Source organism: Acinetobacter sp. YH12254, from assembly GCF_013417415.1.
GTDB lineage: Bacteria > Pseudomonadota > Gammaproteobacteria > Pseudomonadales > Moraxellaceae > Acinetobacter > Acinetobacter pseudolwoffii.
In genome coordinates this window covers 37,862-62,468 of sequence record NZ_VPEB01000004.1, presented here as the reverse complement: position 1 = coordinate 62,468, position 24,607 = coordinate 37,862, and the positions used below count along the sequence as shown (strand labels likewise).

The 24,607-nt window shown below is 41.7% G+C and carries 36 protein-coding genes; 31 read left to right on the top strand and 5 right to left on the bottom strand.

The window, feature by feature from the left end; translation table 11 throughout:
- Positions 1-85: 85 nt before the first annotated feature.
- The 4 genes from FTV29_RS04355 to FTV29_RS04340 form a co-directional block, all read right to left on the bottom strand.
- Positions 86-1,003, bottom strand: coding sequence for a hypothetical protein (locus FTV29_RS04355; RefSeq protein WP_180075166.1), 918 nt, complete (start codon positions 1,001-1,003; stop codon positions 86-88).
- A complete protein-coding gene (locus tag FTV29_RS04350) occupies positions 1,000-1,572 on the bottom strand; it encodes a hypothetical protein (protein ID WP_180075165.1) in 573 nt (190 codons plus the stop codon). Before FTV29_RS04350 ends, FTV29_RS04355 begins: the two co-directional genes overlap by 4 nt.
- 129 nt (positions 1,573-1,701) lie before the next feature.
- A complete protein-coding gene (locus FTV29_RS04345; protein ID WP_180075164.1) occupies positions 1,702-2,004 on the bottom strand; it encodes a hypothetical protein in 303 nt (100 codons plus the stop codon).
- An 80-nt stretch (positions 2,005-2,084) separates the two neighbouring features.
- The gene (locus tag FTV29_RS04340) at positions 2,085-2,738 is read right to left on the bottom strand and encodes a LexA family transcriptional regulator (RefSeq protein WP_180075163.1); all 654 of its coding nucleotides are present in this window, start codon (positions 2,736-2,738) and stop codon (positions 2,085-2,087) included.
- Positions 2,739-2,846: 108 nt separating this feature from the next.
- Between FTV29_RS04340 and FTV29_RS04335 the strand changes: the two genes are divergently transcribed.
- The 28 genes from FTV29_RS04335 (at position 2,847) to FTV29_RS04200 (ending at position 22,151) form a co-directional block, all read left to right on the top strand.
- Entirely contained in the window at positions 2,847-3,035 is a 189-nt protein-coding gene (locus FTV29_RS04335) for a hypothetical protein (protein WP_160361934.1), read from the top strand.
- Positions 3,036-3,092: 57 nt separating this feature from the next.
- Positions 3,093-3,584 carry a phage regulatory CII family protein gene (locus tag FTV29_RS04330; RefSeq protein WP_180075162.1) on the top strand — a complete coding sequence of 164 codons (492 nt, stop codon included), beginning with the start codon at positions 3,093-3,095 and terminating at the stop codon, positions 3,582-3,584.
- A 49-nt stretch (positions 3,585-3,633) separates the two neighbouring features.
- Complete coding sequence (locus FTV29_RS04325; RefSeq protein WP_180075161.1) at positions 3,634-4,395, top strand: phage antirepressor KilAC domain-containing protein; 762 nt, start codon at positions 3,634-3,636, stop codon at positions 4,393-4,395.
- Entirely contained in the window at positions 4,392-4,688 is a 297-nt protein-coding gene (locus FTV29_RS04320; RefSeq protein WP_004646424.1) for a hypothetical protein, read from the top strand. Before FTV29_RS04325 ends, FTV29_RS04320 begins: the two co-directional genes overlap by 4 nt.
- Positions 4,688-5,623 (top strand): YdaU family protein, encoded by a 936-nt coding sequence (locus tag FTV29_RS04315; protein ID WP_180075160.1) that lies wholly within the window; start codon positions 4,688-4,690, stop codon positions 5,621-5,623. Before FTV29_RS04320 ends, FTV29_RS04315 begins: the two co-directional genes overlap by 1 nt.
- Positions 5,616-6,389 (top strand): hypothetical protein, encoded by a 774-nt coding sequence (locus tag FTV29_RS04310; protein ID WP_180075159.1) that lies wholly within the window; start codon positions 5,616-5,618, stop codon positions 6,387-6,389. The genes FTV29_RS04315 and FTV29_RS04310 overlap by 8 nt, the downstream gene beginning before the upstream one ends.
- A gap of 2 nt (positions 6,390-6,391) precedes the next feature.
- Positions 6,392-6,676, top strand: coding sequence for a helix-turn-helix domain-containing protein (locus FTV29_RS04305; RefSeq protein ID WP_174894564.1), 285 nt, complete (start codon positions 6,392-6,394; stop codon positions 6,674-6,676).
- A 70-nt stretch (positions 6,677-6,746) separates the two neighbouring features.
- Positions 6,747-7,157, top strand: coding sequence for a DUF559 domain-containing protein (locus tag FTV29_RS04300; protein WP_180075158.1), 411 nt, complete (start codon positions 6,747-6,749; stop codon positions 7,155-7,157).
- Positions 7,154-7,651 carry a hypothetical protein gene (locus FTV29_RS04295; protein ID WP_180075157.1) on the top strand — a complete coding sequence of 166 codons (498 nt, stop codon included), beginning with the start codon at positions 7,154-7,156 and terminating at the stop codon, positions 7,649-7,651. Before FTV29_RS04300 ends, FTV29_RS04295 begins: the two co-directional genes overlap by 4 nt.
- A 933-nt stretch (positions 7,652-8,584) precedes the next feature.
- Positions 8,585-9,022, top strand: coding sequence for a hypothetical protein (locus tag FTV29_RS04290; RefSeq protein ID WP_180075156.1), 438 nt, complete (start codon positions 8,585-8,587; stop codon positions 9,020-9,022).
- The gene (locus tag FTV29_RS04285) at positions 8,982-9,623 is read left to right on the top strand and encodes a putative metallopeptidase (RefSeq protein WP_180075155.1); all 642 of its coding nucleotides are present in this window, start codon (positions 8,982-8,984) and stop codon (positions 9,621-9,623) included. The genes FTV29_RS04290 and FTV29_RS04285 overlap by 41 nt, the downstream gene beginning before the upstream one ends.
- A 45-nt stretch (positions 9,624-9,668) precedes the next feature.
- Positions 9,669-10,166 carry a DUF2280 domain-containing protein gene (locus tag FTV29_RS04280; protein ID WP_180075154.1) on the top strand — a complete coding sequence of 166 codons (498 nt, stop codon included), beginning with the start codon at positions 9,669-9,671 and terminating at the stop codon, positions 10,164-10,166.
- Positions 10,163-11,839, top strand: coding sequence for a terminase (locus FTV29_RS04275; RefSeq protein ID WP_180075153.1), 1,677 nt, complete (start codon positions 10,163-10,165; stop codon positions 11,837-11,839). The genes FTV29_RS04280 and FTV29_RS04275 overlap by 4 nt, the downstream gene beginning before the upstream one ends.
- Before the next feature lie 12 nt (positions 11,840-11,851).
- The gene (locus tag FTV29_RS04270; RefSeq protein WP_180075152.1) at positions 11,852-13,312 is read left to right on the top strand and encodes a DUF935 family protein; all 1,461 of its coding nucleotides are present in this window, start codon (positions 11,852-11,854) and stop codon (positions 13,310-13,312) included.
- Entirely contained in the window at positions 13,312-13,674 is a 363-nt protein-coding gene (locus tag FTV29_RS04265; RefSeq protein ID WP_180075151.1) for a hypothetical protein, read from the top strand. Before FTV29_RS04270 ends, FTV29_RS04265 begins: the two co-directional genes overlap by 1 nt.
- The gene (locus FTV29_RS04260) at positions 13,652-14,857 is read left to right on the top strand and encodes a phage minor head protein (RefSeq protein ID WP_180075150.1); all 1,206 of its coding nucleotides are present in this window, start codon (positions 13,652-13,654) and stop codon (positions 14,855-14,857) included. The genes FTV29_RS04265 and FTV29_RS04260 overlap by 23 nt, the downstream gene beginning before the upstream one ends.
- A 53-nt stretch (positions 14,858-14,910) precedes the next feature.
- Positions 14,911-15,885, top strand: coding sequence for a hypothetical protein (locus tag FTV29_RS04255; protein ID WP_180075149.1), 975 nt, complete (start codon positions 14,911-14,913; stop codon positions 15,883-15,885).
- Positions 15,882-16,268, top strand: coding sequence for a hypothetical protein (locus FTV29_RS04250; protein WP_180075148.1), 387 nt, complete (start codon positions 15,882-15,884; stop codon positions 16,266-16,268). Before FTV29_RS04255 ends, FTV29_RS04250 begins: the two co-directional genes overlap by 4 nt.
- A 3-nt stretch (positions 16,269-16,271) precedes the next feature.
- Positions 16,272-17,345, top strand: coding sequence for a major capsid protein (locus FTV29_RS04245; RefSeq protein ID WP_180075147.1), 1,074 nt, complete (start codon positions 16,272-16,274; stop codon positions 17,343-17,345).
- Between the two features lie 10 nt (positions 17,346-17,355).
- A complete protein-coding gene (locus FTV29_RS04240; RefSeq protein WP_180075146.1) occupies positions 17,356-17,715 on the top strand; it encodes a hypothetical protein in 360 nt (119 codons plus the stop codon).
- Positions 17,716-17,722: 7 nt separating this feature from the next.
- On the top strand, positions 17,723-18,166 hold the full coding sequence (locus tag FTV29_RS04235; protein ID WP_180075145.1) for a gp436 family protein: 444 nt from the start codon (positions 17,723-17,725) through the stop codon (positions 18,164-18,166).
- A 7-nt stretch (positions 18,167-18,173) separates the two neighbouring features.
- On the top strand, positions 18,174-18,671 hold the full coding sequence (locus tag FTV29_RS04230) for a phage virion morphogenesis protein (protein ID WP_180075144.1): 498 nt from the start codon (positions 18,174-18,176) through the stop codon (positions 18,669-18,671).
- Positions 18,646-19,068, top strand: a complete 423-nt coding sequence (locus FTV29_RS04225) for a hypothetical protein (RefSeq protein ID WP_180075143.1) — start codon at positions 18,646-18,648, stop codon at positions 19,066-19,068. The genes FTV29_RS04230 and FTV29_RS04225 overlap by 26 nt, the downstream gene beginning before the upstream one ends.
- Positions 19,069-19,077: 9 nt before the next feature.
- The gene (locus tag FTV29_RS04220; protein ID WP_180075142.1) at positions 19,078-19,248 is read left to right on the top strand and encodes a hypothetical protein; all 171 of its coding nucleotides are present in this window, start codon (positions 19,078-19,080) and stop codon (positions 19,246-19,248) included.
- On the top strand, positions 19,248-20,009 hold the full coding sequence (locus FTV29_RS04215; RefSeq protein ID WP_180075141.1) for a hypothetical protein: 762 nt from the start codon (positions 19,248-19,250) through the stop codon (positions 20,007-20,009). Before FTV29_RS04220 ends, FTV29_RS04215 begins: the two co-directional genes overlap by 1 nt.
- A gap of 235 nt (positions 20,010-20,244) precedes the next feature.
- Positions 20,245-21,057 carry a hypothetical protein gene (locus FTV29_RS04210; protein WP_180075140.1) on the top strand — a complete coding sequence of 271 codons (813 nt, stop codon included), beginning with the start codon at positions 20,245-20,247 and terminating at the stop codon, positions 21,055-21,057.
- Positions 21,044-21,433, top strand: a complete 390-nt coding sequence (locus tag FTV29_RS04205) for a hypothetical protein (protein ID WP_180075139.1) — start codon at positions 21,044-21,046, stop codon at positions 21,431-21,433. Before FTV29_RS04210 ends, FTV29_RS04205 begins: the two co-directional genes overlap by 14 nt.
- 379 nt (positions 21,434-21,812) lie before the next feature.
- Positions 21,813-22,151, top strand: coding sequence for a hypothetical protein (locus FTV29_RS04200; protein ID WP_180075138.1), 339 nt, complete (start codon positions 21,813-21,815; stop codon positions 22,149-22,151).
- A 30-nt stretch (positions 22,152-22,181) separates the two neighbouring features.
- Here FTV29_RS04200 and FTV29_RS04195 read toward each other — a convergent pair whose 3' ends face one another.
- Entirely contained in the window at positions 22,182-22,349 is a 168-nt protein-coding gene (locus tag FTV29_RS04195) for an MrpF/PhaF family protein (RefSeq protein ID WP_180075137.1), read from the bottom strand.
- Between the two features lie 500 nt (positions 22,350-22,849).
- Here FTV29_RS04195 and FTV29_RS04190 point away from each other — a divergent pair, with 500 nt between their 5' ends.
- The 3 genes from FTV29_RS04190 to FTV29_RS04180 all read left to right on the top strand — a co-directional run bounded on the left by FTV29_RS04190 (position 22,850) and on the right by FTV29_RS04180 (position 24,526).
- On the top strand, positions 22,850-23,410 hold the full coding sequence (locus tag FTV29_RS04190) for a hypothetical protein (protein WP_180075136.1): 561 nt from the start codon (positions 22,850-22,852) through the stop codon (positions 23,408-23,410).
- Positions 23,411-23,756: 346 nt separating this feature from the next.
- A complete protein-coding gene (locus tag FTV29_RS04185; RefSeq protein ID WP_180075135.1) occupies positions 23,757-24,248 on the top strand; it encodes a hypothetical protein in 492 nt (163 codons plus the stop codon).
- Between the two features lie 104 nt (positions 24,249-24,352).
- A complete protein-coding gene (locus tag FTV29_RS04180) occupies positions 24,353-24,526 on the top strand; it encodes a hypothetical protein (RefSeq protein WP_171255725.1) in 174 nt (57 codons plus the stop codon).
- Positions 24,527-24,607 lie beyond the last annotated feature (81 nt).

Genomic DNA, 24,607 nt, shown 5'->3' with positions numbered 1-24,607 from the left:
GGTTTATTGTTATTGGAGTTTGAATTATAAGCAAGTTTAGGGAAAAGAAAACCCACCGCTGGGGGGTGGGTTGAAGAGATTTAGATTATTGAATATCGTTAAGCGATTTTAAAATAAACTTAGGTTTACTGTTGCCGATGGTAATTACAGTGAATTTAACCTTTACTGGTTTCAGCAACCAGTTTTTGACAATTAGTTCTGGTTGAGCTATATCTTTGCTAATCTTACCCTTAATCAACTCTTTATCAACCTCAGTCTCAAACTCAAAGTTTCTACTAGCTGGCAGGGCGCCACTAAAAACACCCTTGTAACTAACAATCTCCTCATGGATATTATTATCATTGAGTCGAGAGAGAGCGGCTTCTAATTGCTGTTTACTGGAGAATCTGAAGAATTTATTATTAAACTCCAGCCCACATTTTGCATCTTGCTCATTCAGGTAGTTTAAAAACTCATAAATTTTAGATATTGCTCTTGGGTGTATCTCCTCCACCAGGTCACTTAAATCATCATCACTTCCAGTTGCAGATACTTCAAAAAGTGATCTTATTTCATCTACAGCTTTTTCAACAATAGACTGCTCAGGGCATAGGTCAAAGTTATCTGGTTTTGGTAATTCAAATTCAAACCCGAAAGATCCGATAGCAGTACCTGTGATCATTAAATTATTAATATTTTTATCGGGAATTGGCCCTTTAAAATGCAGAGCCCCTGATAAACCCGCAGACACTGCCGCAACAGCATTAGCAAAAAAATCTGTGGCCTTGGAGGCAAAAATAGCAGATATAGCATGACTCCCGACAACAGGCCCACCACGAAAAGTTAATCTTGCTTTTTTTGTAATATGAAATGGATTTATACAACCAAGCTCATACTCAACTTCTTCTAATCTACTTTCAATGCCAAGCCGATCTATTACGTTATCTAAAGGAATATTGTCTAATAATTCCCTGAGAGTATTAGCCTCAGAGGAAAGGTTTGCATACATGGTTGCATTCATCACGCTATTCCTCCATTTTGAGTAAGTATATTAAAAGCGGCCGCATCCTCTTGTGGTGAAAGCTCTACCTGAATGAAGCCTTTCCACATATTATCACTTTTACGATGAGACCACATACTGTACCAATAAGTTATTCGAGCAATTAATTCTGGTGTTAAATTTTGCCCAAGAATGACAGGGTATGCATCAACCTTAAACTCTGATTTCGTATACTTAGTTTTTAATAAATCACCTGTTTTTGGAAGAAAGCTAGCCTGTGTTTCATCTTGTGGTAAATTGAAAAATGTTACAATATCAATGTCATTTGGAGGTCTGTCCTCAAGAGTTTCAATATCAGTGGTAAAACTACCATCCAACCACTGGTAACCAGACACAATGCCAACTTTGTAAAGCTCGGCTCTGTATTGTAAGAACCCATTTAAAATATTTCTTCTTTCAAGGGTATAAGAAAAAAGATCAATAAATTCAATTATAGGGAGCTTATATGGCGATCTCTTTATGCTTGCCCCATCGTGTGGGTCTACTGGCGGGATTACTCCGGCAGCATTAAAAATATTAGGTTTTAAACTCACACTGCACCCCATACAATATATCAACTTCCCGATCTGCTGTAACACACTGCGCCGGGTTCGCAGTTAAAACACCCAAACCCCATATAGCGGCTTTCTTATTCATCCAGCCAACAAAAAATGATTTGAGATTTATAGCGCAGAATACTTCTCTAAAAACTCATCTATCCATCCTTGTGCTACTTCAAGATTTGTTATGTCAGTCAGCTTTAGATTGGTCTCTTCTGCTTCGTTAAAGCCTTCTATAATCGCCTCAAAGATATTTGCTTCACTAATGACCTCACGTGCTATTTCAGCAGCGTCATAGCTTTGTTTGGCTTTTTTAAGCGAGGCTATTTGTTTATCAACTCCTGTGCCAATTTTGCCTAATGCCAACTTAAACTCTTGACGATTAATCGTTAGCGCAGTTTTAGATTTGTTGAGTGTTGCGATCATTGTGTTTTCCTTCTTTTTTTGGGGGCTACTATATTCAACATCTTGATAAAACCTAAGCCGCATATAGCGGCTTTTATTATTTAAATCTTTCTATACAAACCAACAACTTTACCAACCAAACGACAATCTTCTGTCAGCTTGATAATTTGTTCATCCCACTTCGGGTTTAATGGCTTCAGGTATTTGGTTGTACCTTCGATAATAAGCTGCTTAAAGGTCGCCTCATTGTCTCCAGTGCAGGAAACAATAACCAAATCCCCAGTCTTTAGATCACTAACTTGAAAGTCTGGATTTACATAAATTCGGTCTTCAGGCTCGAACTTTGGAGACATTGAGATACCAGTCACTACCAATCCATAGCCATTTTTTCCGCACTCTTTGATTGGCGGAAGGTATTCGTCGATTTCCGCATCCTTTAAAACAGTCTGAATTGGATCAAACGCGCCAGCAGCGACCCAAGAAATAACAGGAACAGGGCGACCCTCAAAAGGTATTCTCTGAGAGAGATCCACATTGTTATCCAGCCGTGGAGATGCTTCTCTACCTGTTAAAAGCCAGTCATCACTAACATCGAGAAACCTCGCTATAAGCTTTAGCCTTCCGGCTTTTGGTTGACTATCTCCGTGAATCCACTTTCCAGCAGCCACACCTGAAACTTCAGCAGCCCTAGCTAAATCCGCAGGCTTATATCCTTTTTCTTTTAATTTTTCTTGAAGGCGTAAGTGGAAGGACATGATCAAATCCATTCTGAATAATCTTAACTAATGTTAATACATTAAGTTGAAACTGTGGTTAAGGTGTGATAACTTTAGTTTATTAACTACAGTTAAGTAGAGAAGGCAATGAAACCCAGTGATCTTATGAGCCATTACGGCTGCAAGACCAAACGCGAATTATCCCAAAAAACAGGCTTTTCAGAAGTCACTTTATGGAAGTGGGAAAAAAATGGAATCCCGCCTCGCACACAGGCAACTTTTGAAGTTCTCACCCAAGGCAAGTTAAAGGCAAATTTGGAAGCCTTAACCGCTTAAACCAATTATCAACAACTTAGTGTTTTCAATAAACGTGAAAGTAAACAAGGTATTCACATGGATATATCGAAAGAGACCAAAACCGCATTGCACAAGATGGTGCACCAGTCGAACGGCATTACTCCAAAAGAGATAGCTGATCTTGTTGGCGTGTCTCATAACACGATTTTGAACTATGCCAATCCAAACATGGAAAACCATCTGCCGAGCCTAAAGGCATTTGAAGCAATGCTGACTTATACGCAAAACCCAGCTCCATTAAAAGTGTGGGCGCACAAATTAGGTTTTGTATTGGTTCCGGTAGATCAAGCTCAAGGCAGGGATCATGAGCTAGGTGTTCTTGAATCGCTTCTTGGCATGAATGTTGGAAATGGTGCCGCAAATAAACAGGTTTTATCTGCTCTGGAGGATGGTGTGGTGACACCTGCTGAAATGGATGAGACAGATCGCATCCTGGAAGAAATCGAACAGAAAATTCAATCTTTGCGTAAGGCCATGAAAGGCGAGTGTGCAAAGTATTTATCGGCTCTACAACGAGAAAAAGCCTGAGGTCAGAACTCAGGCTTTTTCGGTGTTCAAATCATCGGAGACTTAAACTATGAACATGTTAACACAAGGAAATTTTAACACAAACGAAGTAACAATGTCATCACTTGAGATTGTTGACTTTATTAACGAATACCGCGCTAAAAACGAAAGCAGTCCAGTGCAACTTCGCCATGATAGTTTTATGGCAAAAGTACCTAAGGTTTTGGGGGAAAATCAATCTCCAAAATTTATTGGAGATTACAAAGACCCTAAAGGCCGTACTTATCCTTGCTACCACTTCCCAAAACGCGAAGCCTGCTTGATGGCTATGTCATATAGCTATGAGTTACAGGCTCGAGTTTTTGACCGCATGACTTCGATGGAAGACGCGCTTAAGGCTAAAAATAGTTTTGACATCACCAATCCTGCACATCTACTTCAAGCAATCGAAGTCCAAGCCAAGCTCAACATTGAGTTAAGTGAAAAAGTAGCAGTACTTGCACCTAAGGCTGAAGCATTAGAAGTCATTGCTGATACATCCAATACTTATTGCCTGCGTGAATGTGCCAAAACAATCGGTATTAAAGAATCAGACCTAATCAAGCTATTGATTGACAGAAAGTGGGTTTACCGCGACTCGGATCGCAAGCTTCAACCACATGCCCAGTATGTCATTAATGGCGTATTCACCAACCGTACATCACCAGTAATCACAAATCGCAACGATGGCAAAGAGCGTGTGTTCTTGCACATGCGTGTCACTGCTTTTGGCCTGACTCGTATTACAGGCCTAGTCAATAAGATGCGTAAAGCACAGCAGGTGGCAGCATGAGCATAACTTTAGAAGATGTTCTTGGCTTCATATCTTCATCTAGTGGTTCTGACTTAAATACGATTGCCGATGAAATGAAAGAAAGCGGCTTTGAGTATGAATGTCTTGAATGTGAGACCCATGAATGTGAAGAGCATGAATGTCATCACGATGAAGAAATGGCTGAAGTGAAAAATGAGTTTATTCACTATCTGATTGAACGAAACAATCAATTTGGCTTAGACGACATGCTTGATGAATTAAAGCGTGAAGGTGAGCGAGTCGGCGCTTATTTAAAGGTGGGGTGCAACTAATGCATAAATATTTACACCATATTGGTGACTTCATGCGTGACACAGTTCACCTCTCAACACTTGAGGAGTGTTTCTATCGACGCGCCCTGGATTTTTATTATCTTAATGAAAGTCCATTACCCAAAGAAACCCAGTCGGTTTTCCGTCGGTTACGTGCAACAACCGAAGAAGAGAAACAGGCAGTTTTAAATGTGCTTGGTGACTTCTTTACTGAAGAGGAAGATGGGTTTCACAACAAACGATGTGATGCAGAAATTCAAGCTTATAAGCTTCATGCTGACAAAAATCGTGAAAACGGCAAGAAAGGTGGGCGTCCGCCAAAAAAGAAGCCGGATGAAAACCCACGTAGCGAAGAAAGTGGCGAACCTAAAAACCCAGAAGAAACCCAGCCGGTTAATTTGGGTTCTGAAATTGAAACCCAAAAAAACCTTAACCATAAACCATTAACCGTTAACCAAAAACCATTAACTAATATTGATAGTAGTAATGCGTGCGAAGAAAAAAATTCTTTTCCACCGATTCAGTTTTCTCAATATCAAGTTGAGGATCACAAACGCTATTCGATTCTTGAATGCGTACATGTATATCCAATTCATTACGATTTCATAGAACTTGGAAAGCAGCGTAATCCTGGTCTACCTGAACAAGATCTGATTGCCATGTTTACAAACTTCGGTGATTTCTTCTCAGCTAAGTCGGATAGCAAGAACACCCCAAGCTTATGGCTGGTGAAATGGTTTACCTGGATTCAAAACAACAAGGATGAAGTACGCCGTCTACGTGAAGCTAAGTCTCTTCCTAAAAAACAAAAGTCTTTTTCAAATTCAGCAGGTCGCACCCAGAGCGAAGTAAGCGACTGGATGTCTGAGATCGGCGGTGATGATCAGCCTGCGATGCGTGATGTGCACGAAGTGGAGGGCGGTAAATATGCGTAATGAATTAGCTCAACATGAAAATACTCAGGCCCTCCAGCAATTCAGCGAATCGGATGCACGCAAGCTGGTTGAAGACATGCTTCTCATGTACGGCAAGAAATTTACTGATCAATGGTCAGGTCTCAAGAAAGGTCAGGTTATTGAGAAGTTTGTCGAAAAACTTTCAGGCCTAACTTATGAGCAGTTTCTTCGCGGCTTAAAACGTTTGGATACAGCTGAATGGCCGCCATCAATTCCTGAGTTCAAGAACTGGTGCAAAGGTGTTTATGAATATCAGACTCCAGATGAAGCATGGTTGCAAGCTTTGAACTACGAGAAATCAAACCGTGTTTGTCGCATCAATCGTATTGCCCAGGAGGCATTCTATGCAGTGGTTGGGCCGTATGGCAGCTTAAAGCCTACCGATACTGTGCATAACGTGTATTGCAGTGTTTACAAGAGACTGATCACAGAAGCGAAAGAGCGTGGCGAACCTGATGAAGAACTAAAGGCAGTTAAGCAATTGGCCGAACCAAAGGAGCCTGATGATATTGATCATCAACCCGTGCCGAATGCAGTGGCTCAACAAGCGCTTGAAGAACTTAAAAAACGCATGAATGTGAAAAACCGTCATGTGCCAAAGCCTCAACGTCTCCAGTGCCAGCCGACTGCAATAGCTGATCCTTGGCCAGATCCTTTTGAAAACCCTGAGTCGTACTTGGAAAAATGCGAGATGGATGGGGTGAAGGTGCCTAAGGTTATTCGTGAGCAATTGGGAGGTCACTGATCATGTCAAAAGAATATGACTTTCAAACCATGGATTGGTGCCCATCGATGCATGCCGTAACCCAAGGCGAGAAAATGATTCGTATATTGCGTCAAATGATGGCTAAACGGGGCAAAACAAGCGTTTCTGATGTGATGGTACTAATGGAGGGTAATCGTCGCACTGTACAGCGTTATTTAGGTCAGTTGGAGCATGCTGGATATATCCAGAGAGATGGCGCTACACCTGCAGGCTTCACCGTAACTGAAAAGACTAAGCAGATTTTCACAGTGAAGGTGGCGGCGTGAAGGATCTAAACAAAACATTGATGTTTATTTTCATGGCAATTGGCGCCGTCGTTTTGAGGATATGGTGTGAATGACCAGCTACTCAATCGCTGAATACAAGAAAATGGTGAAAGCCACCAGACCGAAAGGGCGCTCTACACGCCCTAAGGTTAAAGGTGAAAAAGTATCAAATGAGTTTGAAGCGAAGCTGGCCAGAGAATTAAAGGCATTAAAAATCGATTTTGAGCAGGAATTCGAGTTTCACCAGGCACGGAAGTGGAGAGCAGATTTTCACTTAGTGGGTAAAAAGATATTGGTTGAGGTGGAGGGTGGGATCTGGAGTGGAGGAAGACACATAAGGGGTAAAGGCTACCTCGGGGACATGGAAAAGTATAACGCAGCAACAATGATGGGTTTTCAGGTAATACGGTTTAGTACAGATCAAGTGAAGTCAGGTCACGCGATCCAGCAGATAGTGAAAATGGTAGGGGATTTGGGATGAATGCGATGGTGAAGGTTCAAAATATTATGCAGGTGGTTGATTGGTCAAAGTACTCACTGGAAGAGTGGCTTTATCAATTTGGGGCTTGGATGAATAGCGTTTCTGGCACATGCGGTAAAAGCATAAATCCAATTGCTGTTGCTATGGATGAGGCGATTGTAAAGCAGCGCAAGTTTAAGTTGGGTGTGAGAAAGACTCGTCAAATTATTGCTGATTCCATGTTGTCAGAGGAAAAGCCAAAATTATCCAGAGTTGGGGTGGTTTGTGAGATTGATGACAATGAGGCTCGGGCAGTTCAGCGTTTAATTTTAGATATGCAAGGCCAGAGCGAAATCATGGATGAGTGGATGGATGCGATTGTTTGCCGGTATTTTTATGGGAACTCGTGGTCGCAGATGGTTACCGAAGAGCGATCTAAGCATGCGGCTGAACAAGATGTAAAGTGTGGGTTGGCTGCACTGCATTGCCGATATAAATTTATTGAATATAAGTGATTAGAACTTGACCTTCCGGAAAGCACCTGTTAAATTCGTGTTATAGTGGCGCGAAGTGTAAGTAAGTCGCACTACTGATAGAAGGCTCATCGAAAGGTGGGCTTTTTGCATTATGGCGGTTTCATTAATTTCTAGTGGTTTGAAATCGGATGCCGCCACCCAGATATAGCAACGAAAGCTCGGTCAATTGATCGGGCTTTTAATTCCCAAAATATTGCCATACCGTGAAAAGAAAAATAACTCAAAGTGGACGGTTGAAAACAGTTTCTACACATTCCTTATACTTTGTTATCGAAATTCAGGTGCTATATTTTTACTACTCCAAGAAGTTAAAGCAGTAAAAATAACTAAATGGTAAAGCAAATATTGGCCCGCCTAATTCCCCAATTAAGCGGGCTTTTTATTGTCAGGAGAAAAGTCATGCTCCGTTTATTGATGTGTTTATTTGGTCTTCATGGTGCAACTGAAATCGATTACACGATTGATGATGAAGAAATCAAGGTGTGTCGGGATTGTTTGAAGGAAGTTAAATGATCAACCATTCGTCTGAATACGCAAGAGAATGCTAGGCGGTTAAATAAATTATTTGCTAGGATTTTGTACATAAAAAGAACAATAAAATTACCGCACTGACATGTACCTGCTTAATTTGGGATAGTTAAGCAGGTTTTTTTTATTTCTAAATCGCCGGACGTATTACGGCACATAAGGCCCCGCTCAATTCTGGAGATTTGAGTGGGGTTTTTCTTTTCTTATTGGTGGTACCCATGACAGATAAAGTACAAGCTAAACAAGACTTAGAATTTTGCAGTACTGAGCTGTCTAAGTATCAGAATCTCAGCAGATCTGGATTGACGCGTCATCAAATGATAGTAATCGATGAAATTATAATTAAGCTGAAAGAACGCATTAATAATTTACGGTTCACTTTGTATGGATGAAAAGGCTTATAAACTTTTCACCCAAAAAATCCCGCCAAAAAAGAAATCGCGTGTCAGACCCCTACCCAAAGCTGGTGAAAAATACTTAGAAGCATTCGATCGATTAAAAGAAATCTTGGATCGGATGGAAATCAAATACGAAGAATATTTTCACTTTAAAAGTACGAAGCACTGGCGTTTTGATTTACACCTGGTTGGCTATCTCACATTAATTGAAATTGCTGGTGGGCCTTGGTCTGGTGGTCGAAAAGGTAAATTAGCCACAAAAGCCTGGAGTATGGATCGCTATGACCATGCTGAAGAAATGGGTTACCGCTATCAGCGTTTTGAAGTCAATGATATCAACATGGGCCGTGCAACTACCTGGCTTAGAAATTTAAAGGCATCTTATGGAACAGTTCAGACCATTCCCGCCGACGGAGCTGATTGATCAGGCTGAGGAAGAGGAAGCCATACGTTTGGCACCGGCACCAGAGCTTAAAGAATGGGTTGTGAAGAATTGGCTCACTTTAGGTGGTGAACTACATAACCCCGATCATGATCATATTGCTGAATTACTGCATGACAATGAAGAGTTCCTTGCATTCGCCTGGGCCTCATCTGCCGCCGTAGCGAAAAAACGTATGGTGCTGGGCCAATGTGAAAAGGTCATGTTTAACGTAGGTGGCTGGAAGAAAGCACGCCAGGAACAACAGATGCGAGATTGGTACGGCTTTGTACCTCAATATCTGATTACTGTGGATGCTGCTTTCTGTGAGCAAGCCTCAGATCGTGAGTTTTGTCGGCTGATTGAGCATGAGCTATATCACATCGGTGTAGAGCGTGATGAAGATGGCGAAATCATTTATAGCGATATGACTGGTTTACCTAAGCATTACCTGGCTGGCCACGATGTCGAAGTGTTCTTTGGTGAGACTAAACGATGGGGTGCAGACGAATCTGTAAAACGGCTTCTGGAAATTGCCAGGAATGCGCCGTTTGTATCTGAAACGAATATTGCTGCGTGTTGTGGTAACTGTGTGATTGGTTAATTTTTTTGCCTAGTTACCCTTACGTACTCTTACAAAGGTGAGTTTATGGCAACCCTAAAAGAGCCTGTAAAAATGTTTATAGTTCAGTCTCTTGCCTGCTTTGAAACACCTCAACAAGTAGTAGATGCTGTAAGGGAGAGATATGGGATTGAAATTGATCGTCAGCAGGTAGCCTCTTATGATCCAACCAAAGCCACGTGCAGGGGAATCAGTAAGGCTTTAAAGAAGCTATTTGAGGATACGCGCAGAGACTTCAGAGCAAATATTGAGAATATTGCGATTGCAAATAAAGCGTTTCGGCTTATGGAGCTTCAAAAGATGTATGAAGGCTCTGGCAAGAACAAACGCGCCAAGCAGAATTTACTCAAGCAAGCGTTCCAAGAGACTGATGGCCGTGTGACCAAACAGGAAATCACTGGTCCAAACGGCGGTTCAATCAAAACAGAAAATACTAATACCAATACGCATCAATTCACACCAGATGAGCTTAACGGATTATCCGCGCAAGAGCTTTCGCGTTTAGCAATTAATGGCAAGTTATGACTTATGCAATCGAAGATATAGCGCCACTAATTAAAGAGTGGACGATCAATACACGTCTGCCTGAAATCATTGAAGAAATGACCCGGCGTTACTACTACCGAATGTTGATAGAGCAGAATGAACTAAGTCGAGAGGCTGAAATCTACAAATGTAAGAATGATCCGGCTCATTGGTTTAATCACTGGGTATGGACTTATGATCCACGGGGCATGCCTTTTGGACTGCCAGCGAATATTCCTTTTGTTTTGCGTCCAGGTCAGGTCGAACTCGTTGATTGGCTGATTGAACGTGAAAGTACCCAGACCCATGGCTTAATTGAAAAAAGTCGTGATGAAGGGATGAGCTATGTAGTCCTGGGCTTTTATTTGCACCGGTGGTTATTCGTTGAAGGTTTCGCTGGTGGCGTCGGTAGCCGTAAAGAAGATCTGGTTGATAAGAAAGGCGATCCAAAAACGTTACTGCACAAATTCAGGGATATGTTTTCCAAGTTGCCGGACTGGATGAAGCCTAAAGGCTTTGTTGAGAAAGTGCATGATAACTATATGCGGATCATTAATCCGGACAATGGCGCAACGGTTACGGGTGAGGCTGGTGACAACATTGGCCGTGGTGGTCGTACCACAATGTACTTTCTGGATGAATGGGCATTCGTAGAGCGTCAAGAGGCAGTAGACGCTGCAATTTCTCAAAACACCAACGTGCACATCAAAGGATCCACTCCAAACGGTATTGGGGATAAGTTTCACCAGGATCGTTTTAGTGGACGTTACGCCGTATTCACAATGGCATGGCGTGATAACCCAGATAAGAATTGGCAGGTCGAATTTAATGGCAAGCTAATTCATCCCTGGTATGAAAAACAATTGGCCACACTAGACGATATTGTTTTAGCTCAAGAGGTTGATATTGACTATGCCGCCTCGGTAGAAGGTGTGTTGATTCCATCAGCATGGGTGCAAGCTGCAGTTGATGCTCATCTTAATTTGAATATTCAGCCTTCAGGCGAACGTATGGGTGCGCTTGATGTGGCAGATGAGGGTAAGGATAAAAACTCTTTTGCCGCACGTCATGGCATCGTACTGCAGTATTTAGATACTTGGTCAGGCGTTGGTGATGACATCTTTGGCACGACTCAGAAAGCCATTGACGCTTGTCTTGATCTACGTTTGAACTCGTTTTATTACGATGCCGACGGTCTTGGTGCTGGTGTACGTGGTGATGCCCGAGTCATTAATGAGCAGAATAGAACCAAAGGTATGCCGGAGATCGAAGCAAATCCATTCCGTGGCTCAGGTGCGGTACACAATCCTGAGCAGGAAATGGTTGAGGCGCGTAAAAACGTAGACTTCTTTGCCAATCTTAAAGCTCAGATGTGGTGGTCATTACGCATAAGATTCCAGAATACTTATCGAGCCTTACAGGGTATGCAATATGACCCAGATAATCTTATTTCGCTCTCTACTACAGACATAAACAAGCAGGAACTTGAACAGCTTAAACGAGAGTTATCACAACCCACCTATACAAAGAATGGCGCAGGCAAAATCCTAGTCAATAAGCAACCGGATGGAGCTTTATCTCCAAACCGAGCGGATGGCGTCATGATTTGCTTTAGTGATATCCGAGAGCGAAAACGGAAAAAACCCGCAGGTGCAGGTAGTCGAACCTATTAATAAGGAAAAAACATGGCAAAGTCTAAAAAGGACAAAGCGTCAAAAAAGGCTTTGTCTTATGGCAACTTATACACTCAAGAGGCAGTTACTCAATTTTTGGTGAACTTTGGCAAACAGCCAGATACAGATGAAGTGCTTCGCAAAGCAGGCATTACCCGTCATAGATTGCGTGTACTGTTAGACGATGATGAGATTGCACAAACCGCCGAAACCCGAGTGGATGCACTTCTAGCTACGCCGTTGAGAGTTGAGCCAAGTGATACCAAAGAAGCAGAGATGCTGAATTTAGTATTGAAAGAATGGTTTCATGAAATTGCTACTGGTGCTATGAATGCATTGTTCTTCGGTTATTCGGTTCAAGAAGCTGTATATGAGCTAAAGCCAGAAGGCTATATCGGTTTGCAGTGGATTGGTGAGAAGCCAATGCAGTGGTTCGAGCCTAAGAATGACGGCCGTCTGATTTATCGAACAGATGTAAGCAATGCAGAGTATGAGGTGGATCAGGTCTTCAAGTTCTTTCTAACACGTCGTAAAGCCACATACGAACAGCCATACGGTAAAGCACTATTAGCTACGCTGTATTGGCTGTTCTTCTTTAAGCAAAACGGTTTCAAGTTCTGGGCAAAATTTCTTGAACGTTTTGGGACGCCGATTTTACTGGGTAAGTGTAAAGATACTGAAACGGATGATATGAGTAGAGCCTTGTTAAATGCCCATGCTCAAAGTGTTCTATCGATTGATGCAGATGATGACGTTCAGATTCTTTCCGCACCAGGAACAAACGGTTCAGCGGGTGCAGCATTTGAGGCATTTAATAATCAGCTAATTCGCCAGATTCAAAAGGTCGTATTAGGGCAGACGCTTACCAGTGGTAATGATGGGGGTGGTAGTCGTGCATTAGGTCAAGTGCATGAAAATGTACGGATGGATAAGCTCAAATCTGATATTCGATTGGTGACACCAACACTTCAGGCTGTGGTCAATGCTTTGTGTAAGTTGAATGGTTGGGGTGCTTATGAAGTGATGCTTGGGGAAAAACCTAAACCACTGAATAAAGAGCAGGCCGAGCGCGATGCTCATCTTAAAAATGCAGGTGCTAATCTTGCCCCGCAATATTTTCAACGAGAATATGGTCTACAGGATGGTGATCTTGCTGAGTCTCCTCAATTACCAGCTAATACCCAATTCACCGCTTTACCTCACCAGGCATTCAGCTTTAAGGCAACAGCAAATAAGCTTTCACCAGAGCAGCAAGAAGTTGAAGAGTTGACTGATGCACAGGATGAATTGCAGCTATTAAAACCGGATCAGGTCAAGGAATTGGTATTCAAGTCTGATAGCCCTGAAAGCTTGGCTTATAACTTGATGCAATTGATACCTGATGCAACTCAGACGCAGTTCACGGCTAATCTAGATCAGGCTTTGTATGCAGCGGATGTGCTGGGATATGTGACGGCGAAGGATGGGCAGTGATGACTAATCATAAATGTGAATCATGTCGTAAAGGCTTTAATGGGCAGAATGGTAATGGGTACATGCCTTGCGGGTGTAGAAAAGCTATTTATGCTAAACCCCTCACACCAACAGAAAAATCTGAAGCTTACCAAAAGCTGAAAGATGCAATGGAAGTGGATTTATCTAAGAATCCTCTTTACTCAAAGCGGAATAGAATTGAGCCTATGCCTGAATTTGTTCCACCACCACCATTGATCCCTTGGAATGATACCGGGCTAAAAGTAATTCACCCATGGTTCTATCGAGCAAGTATTTACTTTGCTATCGGGGTGATGGTTGGAATTACGGGGTGTCTATATGCAACCAGTCACGTTTCTTGAGGCGCTTCGGTACGCTCACAGTAAAAAGATCGTGCTACCTGATGAGTTTTATTCAATGGACCTCAAGACCCGGCAGATGGCAACCACGGTTAGCTTTCTATCGAGTCTTGAGCAGATTGAGACAGTCATTAAGGCTGTGAATAAATCCATTGCCGACGGCGGTACTTTCAAAGATTTTCAGAAGCTGATTGAAGAATCTGAAATCATTCTGCCAAAGCACTACCTGGACAATGTTTTTCGTACCAATATCCAAAGTGCTTATGGACATGGACGATGGCAACAACAGCAACGGAATAAGGCCAAACGACAATATCTAATGTATTCGGCGATCAATGATAGTCGAGTGCGTCCTGCTCATTTAGCTTTGAATCGTATCGTACTGCCGATTGATCATCCATTCTGGCTAACACATTATCCTCCAACGGGTTTCCGCTGTAGATGCACGTGCGTAGCTTTAACAGAGAAGCAGGCATTGAAATACGGCATTACACCTGATGATCAGTTGCCTGAAATTGCCGAGGCTTTGGATTGGAGTTCTCACCCATTGCAGTTTGGTGAACTTGAATCACTGGTGGATAAAAAGATCAGTGCCTCAAGTTTGGATAAGGAATATCTCCTGGAGCAAAAGGAAGTTATTAAGGCTGAATGGACGGCGAGTAAAAAGCTGACCAGTCTGTTTGCTCCGATGGATGATAAAACTCGAGACCTGTTCGACACGGTGGCCAACACGGTCATTCCACTTGATCCAAACATTCGTCCAAGTGCGATTCGTACTTTTCTGGATTATGTGCAGGGCAATGATGCTGCACTGACCAGCTATTTAAACTCTGCTACAGGTTCTCTGGCCGATGATGTGCTTAAGCGATGGCTTAGTGCCGATATGGCAGCAATTCAGGCTGTGGCAAGCAATACGGCTTCAACCGTGGTCGGTGCTGCGACAATTCAGCAGGTAGCGGCTTATCAGATCGGACAAACAGTCCAATTGAATGCGCCGTTGCTAATAGTCGATACGGCTTCAGATATCGTGATTAAGATTGAAAATGCCAAAGGGCTAGGTATTGATCTGGACATGCTGAATGCTGGTAACGGTGTTCTCATGCCAATGGGGCTATCTTTTGAAGTGGTTTCGATTGAGGCCATTGAAGGGCAGATGGTTTATACACTAAAGCCTTTGTTGAACTAATTTTAAAATGAATATGACCGCCTTTTGGGCGGTTTTTTTATGGAGCATGAAAAATGCCAAAAGAAGAGGAACATAAGCCGAATCAGTATTGCTTCCAGATTGGAAATTTAAATGTTGACCAAGCTGAAGAAGGCAAGAAGAAGCGTACTTTCTCCGGTGTTGCATACAGTGGTGAAGTTATTACCGATCATTGGTATTGGGATCGAATCGTCTTTGATCTTGATTCAATGCAAATTAAAGGTCGAATTCCTGCGTTACTGGATCACTCAACTCGGCAACGTGCTGGAGCCATTAATAGCCATAGCATTGATCACCAGAACGGTCTAACAGTTTCAGGTGACCTAATGAGTAATGAGTTCGGTACTCAGGTTGCCCAGGACTCTGACGATGGCTTTCCATGGCAGATGTCAGTGCGCATTGAACCCTCCGCAGTTGAAGAAATTCAAGCAGGTGCATCAGTCACTGTAAATGGAAAAGTGCATCAAGGGCCTATCACGGTTTTCCGTGGTGGTCGTATTCGTGAAGTGTCCTTTTGTGCCTTAGGTGCAGATGACAATACAAACGCCGTGGCAGCCAGTCACTCCCCAAAAAACTTTAATCAACCAGAGGACACCAACGTGACCGAATTAGAGCAGGCGCAAGCCAAGGCAAAAGCATTACAAGATCAAGTTGATGCTTTGACCGAACAAAACAAACAATTTGCAGCTGCAAAACGTGAAGCTGAAATCAGTGCACTGGGTAAAGATCTGGGCAAAGAGTTTAGCGCTGAAGATGTTGAAGAAATGAAAAAGCTTGATGATTCTGCATTTGCATTCTCGGCTAAGCAACTTCGTCAATTTTCTGCAGGTAGCCAGCAACCACCAGCTACACCACAGACACAACAAACACCAAGTGTGAATCCGGCATTTGCTCACTTGTTCACTCATCAAGCCAATCCGGGGCAGGGTGGTCAAGCTCCACAAGGCTCGGCTTTAGATCAGGCATTCAATCAGTTTATGGCAGCGCAGCAACAAGGAGCTAAATCATGAGCCAAGTATTAACAGGCACTATTGAAAATAAACAGCTAGTGGTCGGTGACGGCGTACGTACAGAAAATGCCAAAGTAAAAACGGCTACAGCATATAAGCGCGGGGATTTGCTAATTGTTGGTGCTAATAATGTAGCTGACCATCCTGCGGTCACTGAAAGCGTAGTGGGGGATTGGAATGCTATTGCTGTTTCAGATTTCACAGTAGAGCAAGCTACATATCATGCTGCAAACAACCTTGAAATGCCGCTCTATGTACAAGGTGCATTTGATATTGCTGTAGTCACAGTGAATGGAACGCCGTTGGCCACTGCTCAATATGATGCAGTACGTGCACAAGCATTAAAAAACAAAATCGAACTTCGAAAAGTTGTGGGGAACTAAGACATGAGTCAAACTTTTACATTTCAAAATGCACCGGTTGAATTGCTGGATGTGCCACAACTTGTATTGTTAACAGATACCACTCAAAAAGTTGATACCTGGTTGATGGATCGCTTCTTTCCACAACGTGTTTCATACACTAAAAAAGAAGTACCAGTTGGTGAGTTAAATACAGCGACTCCACTTGCGCCGTTTGTTACCCCAACTGCAGCAGGTCGTCAAATTAAAGTGGGTGAATCTGGCAACGTGAAATTCGTTAAGCCGGCTTATCTGAAACCAATGATGACGGTGATGCCAAGTGAAGTGCAGAACACTGCTCTTATCGCACGCTTACGTCAGTTTGGTGTGATTGCCACCGGTTCAAATCGTTTGTCTGATGCGGATCTATTGCTGATTGATCAGGCTCAAAAGGCTTTATATCTTCGTCAGTCAATTGAAAACCGAAAGCTATTAATTGCGCGTGATGTGCTTCTCTACGGTAAAACTACTTTTGCTTCTGCAGACTTCCCGATGTACGAAGTGGACTATGAGCGTAATCCAGCTTGTAACTACGCACCATTAATTAAATGGGGACAGGTTGGTGCTACTCCAGTGAAAGATATTCAAGCCATGATTGACTTGTCTATCGAGCACTCAGGTACATCACCTATCATGGCCTTGACCACATCTAAGGTATATAACACCTTAACCAAGGATCCAGAGTTCAAGGAGAAGTTCATTGCGCCGTATGCTGGTATCAGTGTTCCATTAACTCCGACTTTCGATCAAGCTGATAAGCCCCAATTCCGTGGCACAGTGGATAACATTGAAATCTGGACTTATGACGTGAGTCACAATATGGGCGGCTCCTCTGATCGCTTTATTCCTGAAGACTTTTTTGGTCTTGTTTCGGATGCTAATGGATGGATTGCACATTGTGCATTGCAAAATGTTGAAGCATTTGGCCAAGCTCTGGAATTCTATTTGGGTCAATGGCAGGAAAAAAACCCTTCAAGCATTCAATTGCTTGCTGAATCTTCTCCACTTGCTGTTCCAAATAACAAAAATGGCTTAGTCGGCGGTCGTGGCTTCGTTTAAGGGGAATCAAATGCCAAAGTACATTGCAAAACAATCGATCGGACACTTTCGTCCAGGTCAGGAAATAGCGGGGCTTGAAGCTAAACAACTTCAGGCCCTTTTAGCATCTGGGGCTATTGAAGAATATCAAGAGCCGGAAGAACCTAAGGCAGACAATACCGCTGCACGCTTGGCTGAGCTTGAAAAGGCTAATGCTGAGCTGACAGCAGCAAATAAAACCTTAACCGAAGCCAATCAGACAGCAGCTGCTGACAAGGCAAAGGTAGATCAAGAAGTTACCGAGCTAAAAGCAAAAGTGGCTGAAATGGAAAAGGTGAAACCTGCTGCAAAACCTAAAGCAGACTCTAAAGCGACTGACGAAACCAAGTAGGTGATCTATGTATGCGACTAAAGATGATTTAGTCGCCCGATTTGGTAAAAACGTACTTAACCTTGCGCTCATGTTTCCTGCTGATGTTCCAGATCCATTAGAGACAGCATTGCAAGACGCTTGTGAGGAAGTGGACGGATATCTAGCAGTACGTTACCCATTACCCTTGCCCAATGTGCCTAATAATTTAAAGCGAATAGTGTGTGAAATTGCTCGCTATAAACTTTATTTCGAGGAAGCACCTGAAGCTACCGAAGTCCGTTACAGGATGGCGATAGATTTCTTAAAGGGTGTGCGTGATGGTAAAAACTCACTGGCAATTCTAGATACTAGTAACCAAATCAGCGACGACCAACCCAAAGGGCGACCTTCGACAGCGCCGGTCGGCACTTCATATACCGGTGGTGTATTTGGAGATTCTATCCTGGATCAAATGCCCAGCATGAAGTGAGGTGCTTATGGCTTTTGCAATAACCATTCAGGCAGATAGTTCACCGATTGAAGCGGTGCTTAATCAATTAGGTAACTTTGATTCTTTAAAGAACCAGTTGTTTGATGAGATTGGTGCTGGGCTTGTGAATAGTGTTCAGCATCGGTTTTTAACCGGTACTGGTGTGGATGGTAACCCGTGGAAGATTTCATGGAGAGCCAAGCTGAAAGGTGGCGAGACGCTACGTGATACTGGCCGCCTAATGAACTCCTACACACACAATGTACTTTCAAGTGGTGTGGAGGTGGGTACAGATGTTGCGTACGCACCACATCTGCATTACGGCGCAACAATCCTACCCAAGAATGGCCAATACATAACTTTTGCAGTGGGTGGCCAATATCGGAAAGTTAAGCAATCCATTATTCCGCCTCGGACTCAACTCGGCCTTGATGCTGAAGATGAAGTTATGGTTTTGGATATTGTCGGGAGTTTTATAGATGAGCACCTTCTTCGCGGTGCGTGATGAGATTGCAGAAAAGCTGAAAGAAATTCCAGAATTTCTAAAGATCTATACGCCGTTGAATTCAGTCAGTGTAACTGAGATGTCGCAGGTCACGCCGTCGGCACATGTTAATTTTGTCCGTATAGACAAGAAAGCCAGTGCAGGTCGTGGAAGCATCAACCAGATCGGCCAGCAATGGGCAGTCACGGTGGCATGTCGCAATGCTCAATCTCAAATGACCGATGGACGTGCTGTAAGTGATGAAGCGGGGCTTTTGACTGAGAAGGTGATTCAACTGCTTTCCGGTTGGCAGCCTCAAGCATCACGCACGACACTGGATTTCATATCGGTTCGGGATGGTTATAGTCCGGGCTTTGCATACATCACGATTATTTTTGAATCACAGAAATTCATTTAGGAGCCAGTCATGGCGAAACAATACAAGGCAACTCAGCCTGTCGGTCGCTTTAAAAAAGGCGATGTCATTGGCGGATTGGGTGATGCTCAGATCAAAAAATTACTGGCAGATGGTGTGATTCAGGAAGTACCTGAAGTTAAAGCTGCTCCAGCCAAGAAAACCACAGGGGATGAAAAGTAATGGCTAAAGAATATATCTCGTTGCAGGGTAAATTCTATTTATCCAAGCTAACCAATGGTATTGCTGGCGCTATGCGTCATCTGGGCAACGTGCCCGATTTTGAGCTTGAAATTAGTGCAGATGTTATTGAGCATCAGGAATCAACTTCTGGCAATCGCACAACCGACTTCACCATGGTAAATACAACCTCTGTGAATTTCTCTGGAACACTTGAAGAAGTAGACAAAGACAATCTGGAGTACATCGTATCTGGTACCAACTCTGAAGTTGTAAGCAAAGCGATTGCTGATGAATCATTAGGTACTGTGGTTGCTGGTCAGGAAATTCAATTAAAGGGTTATAACCTGTCAGAAGTGACATTTAAGGACTCTACTAGCGGCACACCAAAAACACTTACTGATGATCAGTACACCGTGGATGCTAAGTTTGGCACTGTGATTTTTCATGATGTAGCAGACCTCACGATGCCGATCCTAGCAACATACACAACTGGTGCTGTAACACATACCACTCTGGCCAATAACTTCAATGAAGAATATGAGTTGTTCTTTAAAGGGGTGAACACGGCAAATGGTAAGCACATGGCTGTGCGCTTATGGCGAACTAAAAAGTCACCTGAAACCACTTTCCCATTAATTCATGAAGAATTGGGTCAGTATGAAATCTCTGGTCAGGCCTTATCTGATGTGGGTAAAGAAACAGACCCAACACTTGGCTTGTATGGTCATATCGTAACGATTCCGGCAGCGACGGCACCTTAACCCATACAGGCACAAAGAACTCCACGGCGCTATGCGTCTTTTTTTGTGCCTGTTTTATGGTTTCCTCTCTGATCTGGATAATCAGTATATTCATGAGGCATATAAGAAGATGAGTGAGATAGCAGTGTGAGTTGGTTTCTTTTTACTTTTAGACATATGAGAAACTGTAAATCCATTTGTATAAAAAGGTTAACCCGCATAAAATGCATACAAATTTATAATATTTATTGTTCTTATGACTGCGCCTAAGCCCAAAAGCAAATTAGATGAAGTTTCGCAGGTTATTTTTAATAACCCCGATAACGTCTATTTGTCTGAGTTTCAAGCAGCACGACTTGAAAAAATGACTAGAGATGCGGAGTCTGTGGATTTTTTGCGTGCAAAAAAGCAGAGAATGCTAATTTATTATCAATCTGGACAGTATTCCAAAGCTAAGGCGGAGTTAACCTCCTTAATTCCATATATTTCAGGAAATGGCAATATATATATAACCTTGGTTGGAATGGCGGTTCGCATAGGTGCTTTTGCACAGCTAAATAAAATATTAGCCAATCTAGATGCTGAGGCGGTTTTAAGTTTGCCACAGGCTTATCGATTTCCTGTTTTAAAAAATTTAAGCACATTTTCTTTTTTTACAGGCAGGTTTGAGGAAACTATTATGAACTTTAGCCGTATAGTAGAAAGATTAAAAGTGATATCTGATGACTTAGAGTATTTAAATCTAGAAGATATTCAATATCAGATTGAATCTTTTTCAAATGCTTATGAAGCCTTAAATATTGACAGTTTTCAGATAGAAAAATTGACCATCACTTTAGAAGAATTTATTGAAAAGCATAATGTTAGAGTGCTTGGCCTAATGACATCAATGCCTAGCGGTGAATTTTTGATTGATTTGGGTATTAATAAATCTATTGAAGATATAATTTACCTCAATGATAAGTTGTTTGATGCGGTGTTTGAACAAGGTGTAATTGATGAGTTTAATGCTTTTTCTATTAATTTTTCACCAATTAATGAGGAACAATTGAAAGATGTCCTCGTGTGAAATTTTAGATTTAGCAAAAAAGTTATTTCATCAAGTAGACCACAGCGATTTACCAATGATAAGAAATATTGTTGGTAGGGCTTATTATTCTAGCTTCCATAAGGCTCAAGAGGTTGCTATTGAGCGCTATTCATGGCCGGAATCAAATAACATAAAAGGAGGCATGCATGAAAAACTATACAGCCGATTTAACAATCACGGTCTGGTAGATTTAAATAAGTGTAAAACTATTGCTCAAATCAAGAGTGACTTAATTCGTCTAAAAAAGAAGAGAGTGAATGCTGATTACAGCCTAAATGTTGTCATGACCAAGTTAGATGCAGATTACTGTATACGCACGGCTGAGTTGATTAATAGTAGATTAGAAAATATTTAACAAGACCACTCTTCGGAGTGGTTTTTTAACCCAAAAATTTGGAACTTTTCCCCCTTGGTTTTGACTATTTTGGTTATATAAAATGTACCTGCCAATAATAAGACAGAGTACTTTGCGATGACTAAAATAGAAATATTTGTCTCCATCCTAGCCGTAATAATTATTTCTACTATTATTTATCTTGTATGTCAGTAAGTTAGGAAGCTAAGAACCGCCTTTGGGGCGGTTTTTTGATAAGTGGGAGTTTCACCTGGCTATATAAGTTGAATTTTAAAAATACTTAAAATGGTTAAACATAACTTTACAAATCCACTCTCCCTAGGCTTTAGATAAGATTGAAAATTAATGTAAAGTGCTGCCCTTAAGACATGGAGAAGTTATGAAAAATTTAAGCTTATTATTTTTTATTATGATTTTATCGGGTTGCGGACACAAGGAATCTAACGGTCAGCAGCTTGATCTAGAGACAATCAAAAAGGAACAGCTTGAATTTGCAAAAGAAGCTACAAAAGAATTCATTCCCAATCCTGATTCAGCTAAGTTCCGCAATCAAATAGGAGAGTGTGGAGAGGTAAGCTATAAAGAAGCAGACGGTACAGATATTGGTTTTCAACGTTTCATTGTGCTTCAGAAAAATATAGTGCTTGTAGAAAATCAGACGGATCAAAAGCAATTTGAGTTGTCATGGAAGAGTGCTTGTACGCCAAGCTGGAAGTAATTAAAAAGCCCTTTAATTAAGGGCTTTCTTTTATTCACCAGATGATTCAGATTTTTGATCTTTTTCATTTCCATACTCTAAAGCAACCTGTTGTGCTTCAGCTGCAGCAGTGGCTTCAATTGGTGGTTCTGATGCAATAGCTACGGTGCCAGTGAATCCGAATAAAGCCAAGATTAGAATTTTCGAATACTTTTTCATTTGAATTTCCTCTACGTTTCTAAGACTTAATTTCAGTCTAGAGAATGATTTAAATCGTGGATGTAGCAGCTATGTCGGGATATGTAAGATATTCAAGGCTAGAGTTAGAAGGATCTAGTTTTGCGTAAGAATGCTTTTCTGATGAAACTTTTTGTTGAGTTGCTTAACGAAATGTTTGAATGCTTCAGTAGGTAGCTACACTCTAAAGAGCTTTCCTTAACTTCTAACTCTTTGTAACATCCAATAATTTTATTGTAATATTTGTGTTATTAATTGTTTGCTTTGCTTATCATATGAATGATGAAAAGTGGAGCACCGAAAATGCTAACAAAAACAGAAATCGTTGTTGTCATACTAATGGTACTAGCCTTAATTTTTATCGTTTATGAGATGGGACAAGGTGGTAGTTGGACTTTATAGAATTCAGCCTTTATCAAAGTTAAAAGAAAAGCACCTTCGGGTGTTTTTTTAATGTCTAAAATTTATCTCGGGATTCCACCATGAATGATTTTTTCTTAGCAACAAATCGAAGTGTCAGAGTCAATGACATCGAAGTGCGCCAGATCCAGATGAAAGACTTTGACACCTGGGCGGTGCATGCTGAAGTTTTGAAAAACTTCATCAAAGACCAAAATCATTCAGATGAGATTTTGACAGGGCTATTTAAAGCTCACGGTGTGCAAGTCATTTCGACCATGGCATGCGTTACTGATCTGGATAATGAATCACTGGTAGAACTTGCCGCTGATGAACAGGGATTTAAACAGCTACTTAAGGCAGTGCTTCTCGTTAATCAGGCATATTTCAAATATGAAAAGCCAAAGCGTGGGATCAAAAAGAAAGATGACTCCACCTGGTTTGATTCATTCCAATTTTTGGTATCAATGGGCCATCAGCATAGCGAAATCATGGAAATGACTTACGGTGCATTTCAAGGCTATATCAAAGCAGCAAACAAGCTGTATAAGCAGGGAATCTTCAACTCCGCTATTGCTGGACGTGTAGCGCAGTCCGATAAAAAAGGCTTTGAGTCATTCAAGAAAGAAATGGTTTCTGATTGATCAAGTAGCACCCTAAAGTTATGATGCGTAAATAACTATTTAGGGGGTTAGTGTGAAAAAATTATTATTAGCTTTATGTTTGGCGTCGGGGTTCGCATATGCAGATAGAACAACCACTAGCATCCGTACACCATCTGGGGATCTAGTAAAAATCGGGGATAGCCATCAGGCACTTAAAAGTAAACTTGAAGTAAGTAAACCAAGATTTTACGTTCTAGAAGATGGGCGACTTTACTGTGCAGCTACCGAATATGTAAAACAGGTAGATTTACAGGAATATACCGTCATTTTATGTCGAGATAGAATTGTGAAAATTCTTTGGCGTAATCTTTAAGCGAGATATCAAATGAAGTATTTAATTATTGGTATCTTAGTTCTGGCCTCCGGTATGTTTTATTTCATGTATCAGAGCAATAAGGCATCAGCTGAAAGATTACAACAGGCTGAAATTGCTCATCAGCAAAAATTAGAGCAGGAAAAAATTGATGCTGCAAACGCTGCCAAGTCTGCTGCAGAAAAGAAAGCTCAAGCTGAATTAGATCGCATTAAGCTTAATGAGGCTAATCAAAAGGCAGAACAGGATAAAGAGCGCGCTCAAATTGAAGTTGCCGCCCAAAAGGTTAAAGGTGGCTTAATAGATTCCGATTCAGCTAAATTTAGAAATCAAAAGGGTAGTTGTGGTGAGGTAAACGCCAAAAACAGAATGGGTGGATATACAGGCTTTTCGCGCTATATCTACTTCCCAGAAGATAAGAGTGTAATCATTGAGTCTGATGCAAAAGATGCAATATTTACACCTCAAATAATGGACAGACTTTGGTCTTCCAAGTGTAGTTAACAAAAGCACCTTCGGGTGGTTTTTTAGTACCAAAAAAGCAAAAAGCCCGTGACTCGTAATCATGGGCTTTTTTGTTTCCAACCCAAAAGGATTAAAAACCATAAATGAGCGACAAGGATAACAAATTTTCATTAAAGTTTCTAGGAGCAACAATGGAAGCAATGAACTTAAAACCAGAGAATTTTGTGAAAGTATTTTGGCACTTGGCCTTTATTGCAGTTTTTATAATGGCTGCATCTTTCCTGATACAGGTCGCCAAATTTTACTTAGGAATGTAATTGTGAATTCAATTAAATAAAGCCGACCCAATAAGAGGTCGGTTTTTTTATATCTGCTGCGCCTCTAGGCGCTTTTTTAGT